The organism is Thermofilaceae archaeon, assembly GCA_038731975.1.
Classification (GTDB): domain Archaea; phylum Thermoproteota; class Thermoprotei; order Thermofilales; family Thermofilaceae; genus JANXEW01.
Map to the genome: position 1 here is coordinate 16,190 of JAVYQJ010000015.1, position 14,027 is coordinate 30,216.

Annotated in this window: 11 protein-coding genes; 8 read left to right on the forward strand and 3 right to left on the reverse strand. The window is 62.5% G+C overall.

Annotated features, from left to right (window positions below; all coding sequences use genetic code 11):
• Positions 1-71: 71 nt before the first annotated feature.
• Positions 72-4,559 carry an FtsX-like permease family protein gene (locus QXF46_06820; protein MEM0226572.1) on the reverse strand — a complete coding sequence of 1,496 codons (4,488 nt, stop codon included), beginning with the start codon at positions 4,557-4,559 and terminating at the stop codon, positions 72-74.
• Positions 4,541-6,469 carry an OPT/YSL family transporter gene (locus QXF46_06825; GenBank protein ID MEM0226573.1) on the reverse strand — a complete coding sequence of 643 codons (1,929 nt, stop codon included), beginning with the start codon at positions 6,467-6,469 and terminating at the stop codon, positions 4,541-4,543. Before QXF46_06825 ends, QXF46_06820 begins: the two co-directional genes overlap by 19 nt.
• A gap of 73 nt (positions 6,470-6,542) precedes the next feature.
• Here QXF46_06825 and QXF46_06830 point away from each other — a divergent pair, with 73 nt between their 5' ends.
• The 7 genes from QXF46_06830 to acpP all read left to right on the forward strand — a co-directional run bounded on the left by QXF46_06830 (position 6,543) and on the right by acpP (position 13,415).
• Positions 6,543-7,961: a cobalamin-dependent protein gene (locus QXF46_06830; GenBank protein MEM0226574.1), complete on the forward strand. Its 1,419-nt coding sequence runs from the start codon at positions 6,543-6,545 to the stop codon at positions 7,959-7,961.
• 32 nt (positions 7,962-7,993) lie between these two features.
• Positions 7,994-8,701 (forward strand): phosphoglycolate phosphatase, encoded by a 708-nt coding sequence (locus QXF46_06835; protein MEM0226575.1) that lies wholly within the window; start codon positions 7,994-7,996, stop codon positions 8,699-8,701.
• A 33-nt stretch (positions 8,702-8,734) separates the two neighbouring features.
• A complete protein-coding gene (locus QXF46_06840) occupies positions 8,735-9,364 on the forward strand; it encodes a LysE family transporter (protein ID MEM0226576.1) in 630 nt (209 codons plus the stop codon).
• 216 nt (positions 9,365-9,580) lie between these two features.
• On the forward strand, positions 9,581-10,600 hold the full coding sequence (pta, locus tag QXF46_06845; GenBank protein MEM0226577.1) for a phosphate acetyltransferase: 1,020 nt from the start codon (positions 9,581-9,583) through the stop codon (positions 10,598-10,600).
• Complete coding sequence (locus QXF46_06850) at positions 10,597-11,811, forward strand: acetate kinase (GenBank protein MEM0226578.1); 1,215 nt, start codon at positions 10,597-10,599, stop codon at positions 11,809-11,811. The genes pta and QXF46_06850 overlap by 4 nt, the downstream gene beginning before the upstream one ends.
• A 32-nt stretch (positions 11,812-11,843) precedes the next feature.
• Complete coding sequence (locus QXF46_06855) at positions 11,844-13,118, forward strand: putative sugar nucleotidyl transferase (GenBank protein MEM0226579.1); 1,275 nt, start codon at positions 11,844-11,846, stop codon at positions 13,116-13,118.
• A gap of 27 nt (positions 13,119-13,145) precedes the next feature.
• A complete protein-coding gene (gene acpP / locus QXF46_06860; GenBank protein MEM0226580.1) occupies positions 13,146-13,415 on the forward strand; it encodes an acyl carrier protein in 270 nt (89 codons plus the stop codon).
• On the opposite strand, the gene acpS is transcribed toward acpP, so the two are convergent.
• Positions 13,412-13,780, reverse strand: a complete 369-nt coding sequence (gene acpS / locus QXF46_06865; protein ID MEM0226581.1) for a holo-ACP synthase — start codon at positions 13,778-13,780, stop codon at positions 13,412-13,414. The genes acpP and acpS overlap by 4 nt on opposite strands.
• Before the next feature lie 57 nt (positions 13,781-13,837).
• On the opposite strand from acpS, the gene QXF46_06870 reads away from it, so the two are divergent.
• Positions 13,838-14,027: hypothetical protein (locus QXF46_06870; protein ID MEM0226582.1), on the forward strand; the 190-nt coding region annotated here is incomplete at its 3' end.

Consider the following 14,027-nt stretch of genomic DNA (forward strand, 5'->3'; position numbering starts at 1 on the left):
ACTGTCTCCCTTATAAACATTTCCTCTTACTTTATAATTCATTCACCATCATAATGAATTTGTGAATAAATTTAAATACGTTTAGCTTCTCGCATGTACTTGCTTTTCTCTTTTCCGGGAAGCGAAACCCAGAGGAGAAGCTGCTTCCTCAAGTCGTCGAGGTAGTAGATGTTGGAGCTCGTCCACACGGCTCTCGACCCCCCGAGGAAGCGGGCCGCAACTGCTACGCTGTACCTCCGGCCCGGCTGCTCAATAACCTTGATCGAGACCTCCTGCTCTGTCCCGCTCTCAGTGGGAGTGAGTAGGACTCTCAGCTTGAGCTCGAGGTTAGAAGCATCGATTTCGCCTACGCTAACAATTCTGTGGCTAGGCTTGTAGTAGCCCGCTCCGAGGTAGTACTCCTTAAGGTAGTTGAGCAGACCGAGAGCCTCCTCCCTCGAGATCAGCCTGAGCGGGAAGGTGAGCTCCCAGACGTCCCCCCTCGGCTTTGTCGGCGGCTTCCAAACCCTCTCGAGGGAGGGAGTGATCAGCTGCGCGGCTTTGATCGCCGGGTACGCTGAGGCAGCTGCGCAGACAGCGACGATCGCAGCCATCGCGAGCGCCACCGAAGCTGATGCATAGTTGAACACAAAGGTCTCCGGTAGGAGGCCTGCGGCCATGAACCAGCGTGACGCCATCCACCCGGCCATGTAGCCAACGAATGCTCCGATGAAGCCGTAGACGAGGAACTCAACGAGGTACATCAGGGCTGCACCGCGCGGTGAGAGGCCGAGCGAGGAGTACACGTAGAGCTCCCTCGTCCTCTCGTAAACCGCGGCGAGCAGCGTCGCCACCACGTTGATGCCGCCCAGCACCAGCAGCGGGCCGACGGATTCCCAGCCGAGGAAGGCGTAGCCGAAGAGCCTGCTCGTGGAGTAGGAGGTCCCGTTCACGTAAGCGTAGACACCAGCGTCCAGCACGTGGGACAGATTTCCGGCCAGGTTCAGCAGGTCGCTGCTGCTAGCGCCGGGCATTACCACGCTGACGCTGTTGATGAACGCTCCCAGCTTGGCGGCGAAACTGCCGCTGACTATCAGCACGCGGTCCCAGGAGAGAGGTGTGGGGGATATCTGGCCTCCCCCGAAGGTGAAGCCGTAGAGGACGTTCGAGTAGGTTGGGTCGATCGGCACGTAGTAGTACCCGTCGGGGTCGCGCGGCAAGCCTAGCAGCGCTTCGTCACTTAGGACGCCCACGACGACCAGCTTGAAACCCATGAACTCCACCGCATCGCCCACGCTCACGTTTAGCAGCCTGGCTTGCGATGAAGTCAGGAGGCAGGCGTAAACCTGGCCCCTCCCGAGGGTCGAGCCGCTCTCCAGGGCTCCGCGAAGAAGGGCTTCGGCTTCAATGGGTTCGAGGCCCAACACCGCTTGGACCGCGAGACTACCCCTTTCACTGACGACTAACCCGTACGGGCCAACCTTGTTGACCGAGACTGGGTAGTACCACAGCCTTGGGGCCACGCTACCGGTGGGTGCCAGCCCCTTCACAGCTTCAACTGTGAATGGACTGAGTACGTCTAGCAGGACGCCGAACCCCCTTCTCACCAGGACACCCTCGTAGGGGGCTTGGGCCGCCCTAGCCGATGTAGACACGTAGACGGTGGGGGAGGTCGAGGTGAGCGCAACCACGGCGGTCGCAACGGCGATTATTGTCAGCAGCGTGAGGGTTGTCCTGAGCGGCCTCCTCCTCATGTTCTCCAAGCTCGTCGAGATGGCCAAGAGAGCTGCAGCCGCCTCTTCCCTCCTGAACTCGTGGGCTCCGATCCTCGATTCGGCGTAGGAGAGCAGCGCGCTCGAAGTTTCGCTGAAGAAGACGTAGAAGAGCAGCAAGGTGACCAGCAGGATCGCCACGGCCATCACCGCCATCGCGGAGTTCGCGAGAACGCTGAGCGCTGGGTGCGCGAGCGAGAAGAGGAGCACGGCTGCAGCGCCGATCGCCAGCGTGGACAGGATCCTCCGCATGCCCTCCCCGTGCACCAGTAGGCGCTCCAGGAAGAAGGCTGAGGGTAGGAAGAGGAAGAGCATGAGCACGGCTGTCCTCCCAATCTCGTCGTAGAGGGGCATGACCTCGTCTGAGTAGAAGCGGGCGGCGTACGATAGGGCGAGGAGCGAGTACCTGTAGGCCTCCGCGTACCTGTGCTCCCGGTAGGCCTCTAGGGCGCGCTGGATGTACTCGCCAGCCCTCGCCTCGTAGACCTCAGCGCTCAACCTCCTCACCATCCTACCCCTGAGCTGCTCGTACCTGTACCTCGCCGTTCGGTAAAGGTCGATCGCGTACGCGAGAGCCGGCCTCGAGATTACCGTGAAGCCCGGCTCGACCAGCACTCCCACCCCTTCAGGCTCAGCTTCGCTGGAGTTCGCCAGCAGTACGACCGGCCTAGGCTCGAGCGGTGGGTTCTCCGGCTTTGCGGCAACAACGATCCTCGAACCGATTGGCGCTGAGACCAGGACGACCTCGTCCTGCGGTAAACCGTAAACGCCCCAGAACATGGGCTCCGCCCTCGTCCCCACCTCGTAGACTCTAACCTCCCTACCCAGGCTGTACCAAGTCCTGATCCCGCCCATCCTCGGATCGTCGGCAGCCCCCGCCCTGAAGAGGCGCGGTGAAACAAGGTCGGCTAGAACCAGCACCCCACCCTTGAAGACTGGGACGAAGACCGGCATCGGGTCCTGCAGCGCGCCTACAACAAGTGCTGCCGGCTGGACTCCGTAGACGCCGAAATCGACGGTGTAGACGCCGTCGGGGTCGATCCGCACAGCGTCGATCCTCCAGTAGCAGACGCCCTGGGGAGCGAGCCCAACGATCTCAGCGACCCCGTCAGCTCCCGTGAGCGCCAGCGCGGAGGCGAAGGGGTAGTCGTGCGGGTAGCTCCAAACCCTGACGACAGCGTGCTGCACGGGCGTGTACCAGCCGGCTGTGATGTTGAAGGAGGCTACGCTAACCCGGAAGGTTATCAAGCCCCAGAACATGACTCCCGCTGCGCCACCCCCACCCAGCCCCGTGAAGCGCGTGGGTCTCACGCTGGCGGGAGTGAGCCTGACAGCCTCAGCGATCGCGGCGTACAGCACTACAGCGGAAGCCTGGTAGAGCTGGGGTAGGACGTACTCCCAGCGCATGCTAGTGGCGCCGGGAACACCCTCCCAGTTCCTGTAGCTGAACTGGGTCCTTATCGTGAAGCCGGCCATCCCAGCCACAACGAATGGCTCAGTGTCGAGGATGTAGGGGGTCGCCATCGTGCCGCTCCAGCTCCAATCGGGGCCTTCAACAAGGTCGACTTCCCTGACGAGGCCGAGCGTGTCGATCGCGCCCAACAGGTTAGCCGGGATGAGGTTCCTGCGCTGCAGGTAGCCTTTGAGGAAGCTGGAGAGCTGGGTTCCAACGACCTCCTGGATCCAGCTGTACTTCGCCGTGAAGAGTGCCCTGCCCGCACGGTAGAAGTGCCCCATGTAGATGAGGGAGACGCCGGGGAAGTCGTCGGATAGGTCGATTCCCACCACGTACCAGACCACGGTCCTCCCGCTGGTCAGATCGGGGTCCCTCGTGAAGTTCTCAGCTAGAGCCCGGGCGCCAGCCAAGCCCTGCCAGTGGCCGGAGAGGAACGCGATCCACAGCGACCTCTCCAGCTGAGCCTGCCTGGCGATCCTCGCGAGCTCCAGCAGCAGGCCCACGTTCACAGCATCCTGCACGCTGCTCGCCATGGCCGGGACGACGGACCACGCGTCGACACTGGCTACCGCCATGATCGCTTCGCCCTCCCGCCGGCCTGGAACTCTGACCAGGACGTTGTACGCCGTGACAGCCCTCAACTCGAGCTTCGAGTCGATTTCCGCCTCAAACCCCCTCCTGGCCAGCTCGATCAACCTGCGCGCTTCCCCGCCCGACACGTAGAGCCTCACGAAGGGGTAGAAGGCGTACCACTCGAACTTCGTGTAAGCCTCGTACCTATCTCCTCCCCCGGTATCGACGAAGATCACGGCCTTCGCCCCCAGCTTGACCGCGTTCCTCCAGTTACCCAAGCTCGCGAAGTCCATGACGACGATGCTCCCCTCGATCTCCTTCCCCTCGAAGTCCTCCAGCTCCCCCCTACCCACGTAGACCAGCTTGCCGCGAAGCCCTCTGACGCTCCACGTTCCCACGTGCCCGTTCGGCCAGACGCAGTGAGCCCTGATCTCGACGCCCAGCTCGGGCACTCGGATGGTGCTCCCCGCGTCCCATGGAACCAGAACCCGGAAGGGTTGGAGCACTGGTTCAAGCCCGTAGCTCCTCAGCGTGGCTACAATGTACTCCAATGTCCTGTTGTAACCCTCGTAGCCCGTCAGCCTCGACCCGAAGCCCGAGATCGTGGTAGCGTGCCGCTGTACAGCGCTGGGATCCAGCGCGTTGAGCAGGGCTTCAAGCCTCTCGAGCTCCGATGCCTGCGGGGGCTGTGCGAAGAGCAGGGCCTGCGACAGCAGCAGGACTGCGAGCGCAATAATAGGGGTGTTGCGCCGCATCCCCCTCACCACGGCCAGAGCCACGAGGCTTTCGACAGCATTAAGCCTATTATAGCTATTGTAGCCGCCAACCCCTCCCCTATCAAAGTCCCGGCGACAATCGCGTAGCGGGCCTGCTCCCAGCGCTCCTTAAACCTGCGGCGCAACACCAGCCAGCCGAGCGCTGAGCCGGTGAACATCGGTATCGCCGTTACGGGGGGAGTGAAGAGGCCGAGCAGGAGGCCGGAGGAGGAGACCCCAACCTTGAGCAGCTTTGCCAGGGCCTCGACGAGGGCCGCCATCATCACGGCTCCCGCCGCCGAGCCCATCAGTATCCCGGGCTCGATCCTCAACCCCCTTGTGACGAGGAGGGCGTCGATCATCGCCGTCGCCGGCATCGAGATGACGGTGCTCGGGTAAGCGCTGCTCGGTATAGGCGCGATCCTCCACAGCATGTCCAGGGACAGAAGGTTGATGAGAACCCCTAACGCGAAGGCGAGAATCCACACTTTGATGACGTCAGAGGGCTTTGTGCCAGTGAGCAGCGCGGCCTTCATCACTTGAGCGCCACCGCCGGTCATAGAGCCTGCGATGACGGGCGGGTAGACGAAGGCGGAGTACGCCTCCCTCGGGGAGAGGTGCTGCGCGGGCGTCAGGTAGACGATCGTGTGCCAGAGGAACGGTGGTGAGGAGAAGGAGGCTCCGCTCTCACCGACGACAGAGGCGGAAACAAAGCCCATCAGAGTGCCGACCACCAGGGACATCACGAGCGGGATTGCGAGAGGGAAGCCGGGGATCAGGTAGTGGAAGACGGCGACGGAGGTGAGCGTCGCGGCTAGGTAGAGGGCTAGCGCGAGGCGGAGCGGGGGGAAAACGCTCTCCCTGCCGGCCCCTTTGATCGACAGGTAGATGGCCCTAGCCGTTGTACCGAAGGCTCTCCTGTACTTGGCTAGAACGAGGGCTGCGAAGCCGAGCGCGGCGCCGATCTGGATTGGGAGCCAAACTCTGACTTGAGACCTCTGCAGCACCCTGACGAGATCCATCCCCTGGTAGTACTCCATGGCCCACTCCGGGAAAATCACCCTCAGCGAGGGGTTCGTCAGGATGAGGTAGTTGCCGAAGACCCAGACAGCCACCGATGTTGCCAAGGCTACCGAGGAGATCCCCAACGGTACGACCATCCCCCCTACCCAGGCCGTAAGGCTCGTCGCTACACCGATCACAGCCCCGGGCAGGGTTGCGGAAGTTAAACGGGTTAAGTCGATGAAGGGTAGGGGGATTATGGGGAAGCCGAGGAAGGGGCCAAGGTAGAGGATCAGCCCGTAGACGAGCCCCGTGTAGAAGCCGGGCATCAGGTACTTGACCAGCTCGCGGAAGCGCTCGCCGCTGGAGATTGCGGTGACGATCGTTGCGTCGACCTGGGCGAAGGGGAAGGGGAGCTTCTGAACCTCCACAAAAGCGTGAGAGGCGAGTATGACTAGGGAGAGCTCGGCGAGCACAGTAAGGACCATCGCTACCGTCCAGGCGGCGATCGGCTTGACGAGATCCGGCTGGAAGAACGTGCGAACTAGGTACGCCCTTGAGCCGAGGGGTGGGGCCAGCCACTCGGGGACCGCCTCGTACAGGGGGACCCCGCCTATGTAGTAGGAGCGGGCGATAGGGCTCTCAACGAAGTACATCCTGTAGATGATGAGGAAGTAGGAGGTGGATGCGAGGCCCGCGACCGCTGCCACGCCCACGTAGGTGACGAAGACCTCCTGGGGTCTCAGCTCAAAGCCGAGCATTCTCATGATGTAGGCGAAGATCATCAGCATCGCGTACGTGCCGACAACACCCAGCGTGGCGCCCGTAACCAGGTAGAGGTAGGTGCTTGCAGGAACGAAGACGAGAGCGGCCATCGCGACGATTGCCATCGCCCTCCACGTTAAACCGCTCTCAAGGCGTTCAACGCCCACGGCGCGCACCCCACATACGTGCCTTTAAGCTTTTTCAATATGCCTACTATTTAAGGAGGAGGGGAGAGCGAGCATGGCGAGGGACACCGTCATCATCCACCCTCCTTCCACGCTAACCCCCGGAGCTAACCCTTTCGCGATTGCACCCGTCGGGGTCTTCTCGCTGGCAGCGCGTGCTCTAGCGGAGGGCTTCGATGTGGAGATCGTGAACATACCACTCGAGTCCGCCCTCACCGGTAAGCGGTACGCGGATGTGATCAAGGGGCTCGAAGCTGAAGTCTACGCTGTCTCACTACACTGGTTCGTCCACGCGGACGGAGCCCTCAGCACCGTAAGGCTGCTGAAAACCCTCAACCCCTCCGCTAAGGTCGTAGTGGGGGGTATGACGGCCACGCTGTTCGCGCGCGAGGTGGCTGCGAGCGGCGTTGACGCTGTTGTGCTGGGGGAGGGGGAGGAGGCCCTCCTGAAGTACCTCAAGTACGCGATCCGCGGCGTGGAGCCGGAGGATTGGAGGGGCCTTTACGTGAGGGTGGGGAGGAGGTGGATCGATGGGGGCTTGAGCAGCCCCCCGAGCCTCGAGGGGTTGAGGTACGTTGAAGGGCTTAAGGTGATGAGGCACGCTAGAGAGTACCTGCAAGTTGGGCTCCACGGGCCCATCGCGGCCCAACAGCCGCACTTCTGGCTTGCGCTGGCCAGGGGCTGCCTCTTCGACTGCATCTACTGCGGGGGTTCGAGGGAGGGCTACAAGCTAGCGATGGGGAGGTGGGGGTTGGCCTCGAGGAGCCCTGCGCTCGTCGCGAGCGAGCTGGAGGAGCTGGCTTCGATGGGGGTTAGGATCGCTCGACTGACCCACGACCCCCAAATCCTGGGCGAGCGGTGGTGGAAGGCGTTTCACAGGGAGGTTCGTGAGAGGGGGTTGGACCTGAAGGTGTACTGGGAGAGCTTCAGGTTGCCCTCGAAACCCCTCCTCGAGGAGGCCTCAAGGACTTTCGCGGCCCTCGACGTCGCAGTATCGCCGGAAACCGCAAGCGAGGAGGTGCGCTTCAGAGCTAAGAGGTACTTCACGAACGCGGCGCTCGAGAAGGCTCTAGCAGCGGCCGAAAAGGTGGGAGCACTCGTGGAGGTTTTCTTCCTCCTAGGTCTACCCGGTGAAACCGAGAGGAGCGCGCTGGACATCCCGAGATTCGCAGCCAAGCTGCTCGAGGGCAAGCGGTGCACCGCAATCTACCCGTTGATCCCCTACACCATCGACCCCAACTCCCCGATGGCTCTGCACCCCGACGAGTACGGGGTGAAGGTTCTCTTCAAGAGGTTGAGCGACTACGCGAGAGCCGCTAGGGGCACGAGGGCGGTCGACTTCATCGGCCACGAGACGAGGGAGCTGAGCCGGAGGAAGCTCGGGGAGCTCATCGAGCGTGTAAACGCGGAGTTGGCCGCGATCCAGCGGAGCGAAGCCCTGGAGCTGAAGGTGGAGTTTGAGGAGAAACCCTAATCAACCCCGTAGAGACTAGCCTGCGGCCCTGCATGGGTCGGATCTCCTGCCTCGCTGTAGACCTCGACGGGACTCTAACGGACGAGAAGGGCGTCATCCGCCACGAAGTGGTCAGAGCATTGGAGATGCTGAGAGAGCGGGGCGTTAGCGTGCTGATCGTCTCGGGGGCCTCCTACCCGGCTGTATCAACGCTGGCCTACTACCTGCCCGTCACTAGGCTGGCTGTCGCCGAGAACGGCGGGGTAGTGGGGTTTAGAGGCGACTATAGGCTCCTAGCACCCATCGAGGACAAAGAGGCGATCCTCAAGATCGTCGGGGAGGAGCTGAACGGCGTGCTCCTCAACAGCTGGCAGAACGAGTTCAGGTTCGTCGACCTAGCCTTCCACCCGCCGCCCAACCTGAGCCGGGAGGAGGCTGTGGAGAGGGCTGCGCGCGTCCTCGAGCCGAGGGGGTTCGAGGTCGTCGATAGCGGCTGGGCGATCCACGTCCACAGGAAGGGGGTCAATAAGGCTCGAGGCCTACTGGAGGCCTGCAGGATGCTGAACATCGACCCATCCCTGGTCGCAGCAGTCGGGGATAGCGAGGTCGACATCCCGATGTTCGAGGTCGCCGGCGTAAGCGTAGCGCTCGCCAACGCTCCCGCTCGGGTTAGGGAGAAGGCCACGTACACGGTGGAAGGCGACTTCTACAGGGGCTTCCTCGAGGCGATCAGGCTCCTCGAGAGGAAGGGCCTCCTCTAAGCATATAAGTGGGATGCATAGAAACCTACACCAGTGAACCTGGATTTAGCCTTCAAGGTTGTAACCGTCAGCGCCTCCGGAGCCCTAGCTCCTGGGCCCCTAACAGCCGCGACAGCCGCCCTGGGGGCTAGAAAGGGCTGGAAAGCCGGGGTCGGGGTAGCGGTGGGCCACACGATCGTCGAGTTCCCCCTCGTCCTCTCCATCGCTTACGGGCTCGGCGGCCTACTCGATAGCCCCGCCTCGAGGCTCCTCCTGGGAGTGGCGGGCGGAGCCTTCATGCTCTTCTTCGGCTACCTCACGCTAACATCCTCCCTGAAGCCCAACCTCGACCCGAAGGAATCTCACAGGATGAGGGGGCCGCTCGCCACCGGGGTTGCTCTCTCGCTCTTCAACCCCTTCTTCATCGTCTGGTGGCTGGGTGTGGGCTCACCCCTGGTAGCTGAAGCCCTTCAGGGCGGGCGAGCCGGCATCCTCGCCTTCTACCTGACGCACGTCTGGCTCGACTACGCTTGGCTAACCATCGTGGCGGCCGCGGGCTCCCTCAGCCGGATGAACACGAAAGCCTACAGGGTGATCCTCGCCGCGCTGGCGCTCCTCGTCGTCTACTTCGGAGCCTCAATGCTCGCCGAAGTAGCCCTGCAGGCTCTGGGAGCGTACGGGTAGAATCCAGTCCGGTGAGCGCGAAGCGGGAGGAGAAGCGCTTTGCCCCCCTTCTGGCCCTTCGATGGCGGAGCGGATTCCATTCTCGCAAACCCGATTTTAGGCCTAAAAGAATTTTTTGAGGGATTGAACACGCACTTCGATCTTGACCTTCAGCCCCCTCTAGGCGCGTGTTGAGGAGGAAGTAGGCATTTAAACGAGTTTTTGGTTGTTGCAAGCGTGAGCAAGCCCTCACCTGTCATGGAGAGGATCTTCGAGAGAGCTAGGCGATACCGATCCAGGATCGTTCTGCCCGAGGCTACTGACGAGAGGATAGCTGCGGCCGCTCGGAGGGCTGCCGACATGAAGGTGGCCACGCCCGTCCTAGTCGGCGAGAGGAGGGTGGTGGAGGAGGTCTACCGGAGGCTGGGGCTGGACCTGGAGGGGGTTGAAGTCGTCGAACCCGACCCGGAGAGCTTGGAATTGTACGCGCGCAGGTACCTGGCCTTGAGGGGTTACGGGGAGGATCGGCTGGGGATGGCTAGGCAGTTGATGAGGAGGGAGCTCTTCTACGCCGCGATGATGGTGCGGGAGGGGGCAGCGGACGGGATGGTTGCGGGAGCCATCAACACGACCGCTAACGTCATACGAGCCTGCGCCCTCACGATCGGCTTCCAGCCGGGCATTTCAACGCCGTCCAGCTTCTTCCTGATGGAGATCCCTGGCTACGCGGGCGGGGAGGATGGGTGCCTCATCTTCGCCGACTGCGCCGTCAACGTGGACCCCACTCCCGAGCAGCTGGCCGAGATCGCGATCGCTACGGCGAGGAGCGCTAGGTGGCTGCTGGGCTGGGAGCCCCGGGTCGCCCTACTGTCCTTCTCCACGAAGGGTAGCGCGTCGCACCCGCTCGTCGACAAGGTCTTGAAGGCGCTGGAGATCGCGCGCTCGAAGGATCCGACGCTCCTCATCGATGGGGAGCTCCAGGCTGACGCGGCGCTGGACCCGGGGGTCGCGAGGAGGAAGGTGAAGGGTGAGAGCCCCGTCGCCGGGAGGGCGAACGTGCTCATATTCCCCGACTTGAACTCCGGCAACATAGCCTACAAGCTGGTGCAGAGGCTGGCTGGGGCTAGAGCCTACGGCCCCATACTCCAGGGCTTCGCGAAGCCGGCCAGCGACCTCTCCCGCGGGGCGACGGTGGAGGACATCGTGGGCGTCATCGCGATCGTCTCGGCCATAGCGGGGGCGGTGAGGGAGGGGTGAAGATCCTCGTCTTGAACAGCGGCAGCTCCACGGTGAAGTTCAGGGTCTACGACTGCGAGGAAGCCCTCGTAGAGCTGGCCGGGGGGATCGTCGAGAGGATCGGGGAGGAAGTCTCGTACGTCGACTACAGGGGCCCGAGGGGCGGGTTGAGGTACGAGGCGAGAATCCGGGACCACGGGGAAGCCCTCCAGCACATCCTCAGGGTCCTCAGCGACCCCAGCTTGGGCGTGATCGCGAGGCCGGAGGAGATCGCAGCCGTCGGCCACCGGGTGGTCCACGGAGGCGAAATGCGCGAATCCTCGGTGATCGACGAGCGGGTGGAGCGGGTCATAGAGGAGTACGCGAGGATGGCCCCCCTCCACAACCCGGCCAACCTGCTGGGCATCAGAGCTGCGAAGAGCGTGTTCCCCCACGCCCTGCACGTAGCCGTCTTCGACACGGCCTTCCACTCCACGCTGCCCGAGGAGGCGTACCTGTACGCGATACCGTACGAGTACTACCTGAAGTACAGGATAAGGCGGTACGGGTTCCACGGCATCAGCCACCGGTACGTGGCCAGGAGGGCGGCTGAGCTACTGGGTATGCCGCTCGAGAAGCTGAAGCTGATCACCTGCCACCTGGGCAGCGGAGCGAGCGTCGCTGCCGTCATGTACGGCAAGTGCGTTGAAACCAGCATGGGGTTGACCCCGCTCGAGGGCCTCGTGATGGGGACGAGGTGCGGGGACATCGACCCCTCCATCTTCTACTTCCTCATGAAGTGGGAGGGGTTGAGCGCGGACGAGGTTTACGACCTCCTCAACAGGAGGAGCGGGCTGCTCGGCCTCTCTGGGATCTCGAACGACGTGAGGGTCCTCCTGCAGGCGAGCGAGAGGGGGGACGAGAGGGCGGCGAGGGCCCTGAAGGTGTTCGCCCACAGGGTGAAGAAGTACATCGGGGCTTACATGGCCGTCATGAACGGAGCCGACGCGATCGTCATGACGGCGGGCATCGGGGAGAGGAGCCCAGCGATGAGGAGGATGATCCTCGAGGGCCTCGAGAACCTGGGGATCATCCTCGACCCCGTGAAGAACGAGCAGCCGGAGCAGCACGGCGGAATCATCAGCAGGGATGATTCGAGGGTGAAGGTGCTCGTCATACCCACCAACGAGGAGCTGGCCATTGCAGAGGAGGCTTTAATGGTTCTCCGCAGAACCCTAAAAAACAAGGCTTAATAGCATAGCCTGTTTTTGACCGGTGATGGGGCATGAGAGTCTGCGTGTTTGAGGATGGGAAGGCCGCGAACTTCCACCCCCTGACGATGACGCGTGCCGTCTACGAGCTCAGGGTCGGCGCCACAACGATCCTCGAGAAGCTCCTAGCAGCCTTCGGGAGGGGGGCTGAGGTCAGCCTCCACGCGAGGGAGTACTTGACCGAGGTGCTGAGGGAGAGGCACCCGAACTTCCTGATCAACCAGCTCCCACCGGACGACGTGCTACTCCTCAACGGCCGCTGGATCCACGCGGGGGAGAAGGTCGACGTAAAGGACGAGTACGTGGGCGTCAGCGGCGGCGAGGTCGTCTTCATCAGGGCGAAGAAGGCGACGCTCGAGAGGTACAGGGGGTTGCCCATCCCGGAGCTGGTCGCAAGGCTGTCCGAGGAGCTGGGTAGGGAGGAGGTTAAGGCGAAGCTGGCCAACTGGCCCTGGGATCTCATCTTCGAGAACCCGGATGCGATAAAGCGCGATTTCGCGAGGCTCGGCAAAGGGGGCGTGCACGGCAAGATTAAGGGGCACATCGAGCTGCTCGGCGAGAAGGAGGACGTCTACATCGCTCCCGGAGCCGTCGTTTACCCCAACGTGGTGATCGACGCGGAGCACGGCCCCGTCATCATCTCCGAGGGGGCCCGCGTATACCCGTTCACCTACATCGAGGGGCCGACCTACATAGGTGAGGAGACCTACATCATGCCCATGGCCCGCCTCAGGGGCGGGATCACGATAGGCCCCGTCTGCAGGGTTGGTGGTGAGGTGGAGGAGTCGATCATCCACGGCTTCAGCAACAAGTACCACGACGGCTTCCTCGGCCACGCTTACGTCGGGGAGTGGGTCAACCTCGGCGCTTTGACGACAAACAGCGACCTGAAGAACGACTACAGCGAGGTTGAAGTCTACATAAACGGGAAGCCCGTCAAGACGGGCAGTCAGAAGGTGGGCAGCTTCATCGGCGACCACACGAAGACCAGCATCGGGACGCTGCTCAACACGGGGGCTGTTGTCGGCGTGATGTGCAACGTGCTAGCCCCCGACATATCGCCCAAGTACATACCCTCCTTCACCTGGTACATCAACGGCAGGCTAAGCAAGGGTCCGGGCTTGCGGAGGATGCTGAGAACGGCAGAGGAGGTTATGAGGAGGAGGGGTAGGACGCTGACGGAGCCGCAGGCCAGGATGCTGAGCCACCTGTACGAGGCAACGCGGGAAGAAAGGGAGCACTACATACAGCTGTACCAGCAGAAGCTGGAAAGGGAGAAAGGGATATAAGATACGCGATGCCCGCGGGTCGAGAGCATGCTATCCGAGAGGGAGATCGAGGCTAGGGTGAAGGAGATCATCGCCAGGATCTACAGGGTTAAGCCCGAGGAGCTGAAGCCTGAAACCCGCTTCATAGACGACCTGGGTGCCGACTCGATAACCACGATAGAGCTCGTCGCTGAGATCGAGGACGCCTTCGGCATAGAGGTCCCCGACGAGGACGTGGAGAAGAACCAGACCGTCGGCCAAGCGATCGCCTACGTGATCGAGAAGCTGAGGGCCTCGGGCAGGGTGAAGGCGGGCTAAGCCTCGAGCACGACGACAGCGACCGCGTACTCGCTCGTGTGGGATAGGCTGACGAGGACGGATCGTGCGCCTTTTTCCCTCAATGCTTCCGCAGCTCTACCCCTGGCTGTAAGCTGAGGGGGTGAGCCGAGCACTTCAACGTCCTTGAACGGTATCAGCCAGGCCCTCTCAAACCCCAAGGCCTTCGCGAACGCCTCCTTTGCGCAGAAGCGCGCGGCAACGTGAGGGTAGGGATCGGCTCTACCGAAGCAGTACCTCTCCTCGTTCTCGGTCAAAACCCTCTTCACGACTCTTAGGAAAACCTCCCTCCTCATCCTCCTAAACCGATCCACCGATTCGATGTCAACCCCCAGCCCCACTATCACGCGCAACCCCCTCCACCCGCTCGAGAACGCTTATATCTGGTATCGCTATGAAGCCTCGTGGCCGAGAAGAGGAAAGGCGAGTTTATGGGGAAGGAGTTGGCCGAGGGACCCGACGCGGTTCTCCGCACGCTCCGCGAAGCCGCCGACCAGGTGGCTTCCGCGGCAAACCTCCTCACCGACCTCGAGGCGAAGGGGGTTACAAGCGGGTTCATCATCGGGAGCGGCACGAGCTTCCACGCCAGCCTAT

What these genes read in the sequence shown, in the direction of transcription:
- acpP (MEM0226580.1), top strand. Translation starts at nt 13,146, where the DNA reads ATGCTATCCGAGAGGGAGATCGAGGCTAGGGTGAAGGAGATCATCGCC.
- QXF46_06855 (MEM0226579.1), top strand. Translation starts at nt 11,844, where the DNA reads ATGAGAGTCTGCGTGTTTGAGGATGGGAAGGCCGCGAACTTCCACCCC.
- QXF46_06830 (MEM0226574.1), top strand. Translation starts at nt 6,543, where the DNA reads ATGGCGAGGGACACCGTCATCATCCACCCTCCTTCCACGCTAACCCCC.
- QXF46_06835 (MEM0226575.1), top strand. Translation starts at nt 7,994, where the DNA reads ATGGGTCGGATCTCCTGCCTCGCTGTAGACCTCGACGGGACTCTAACG.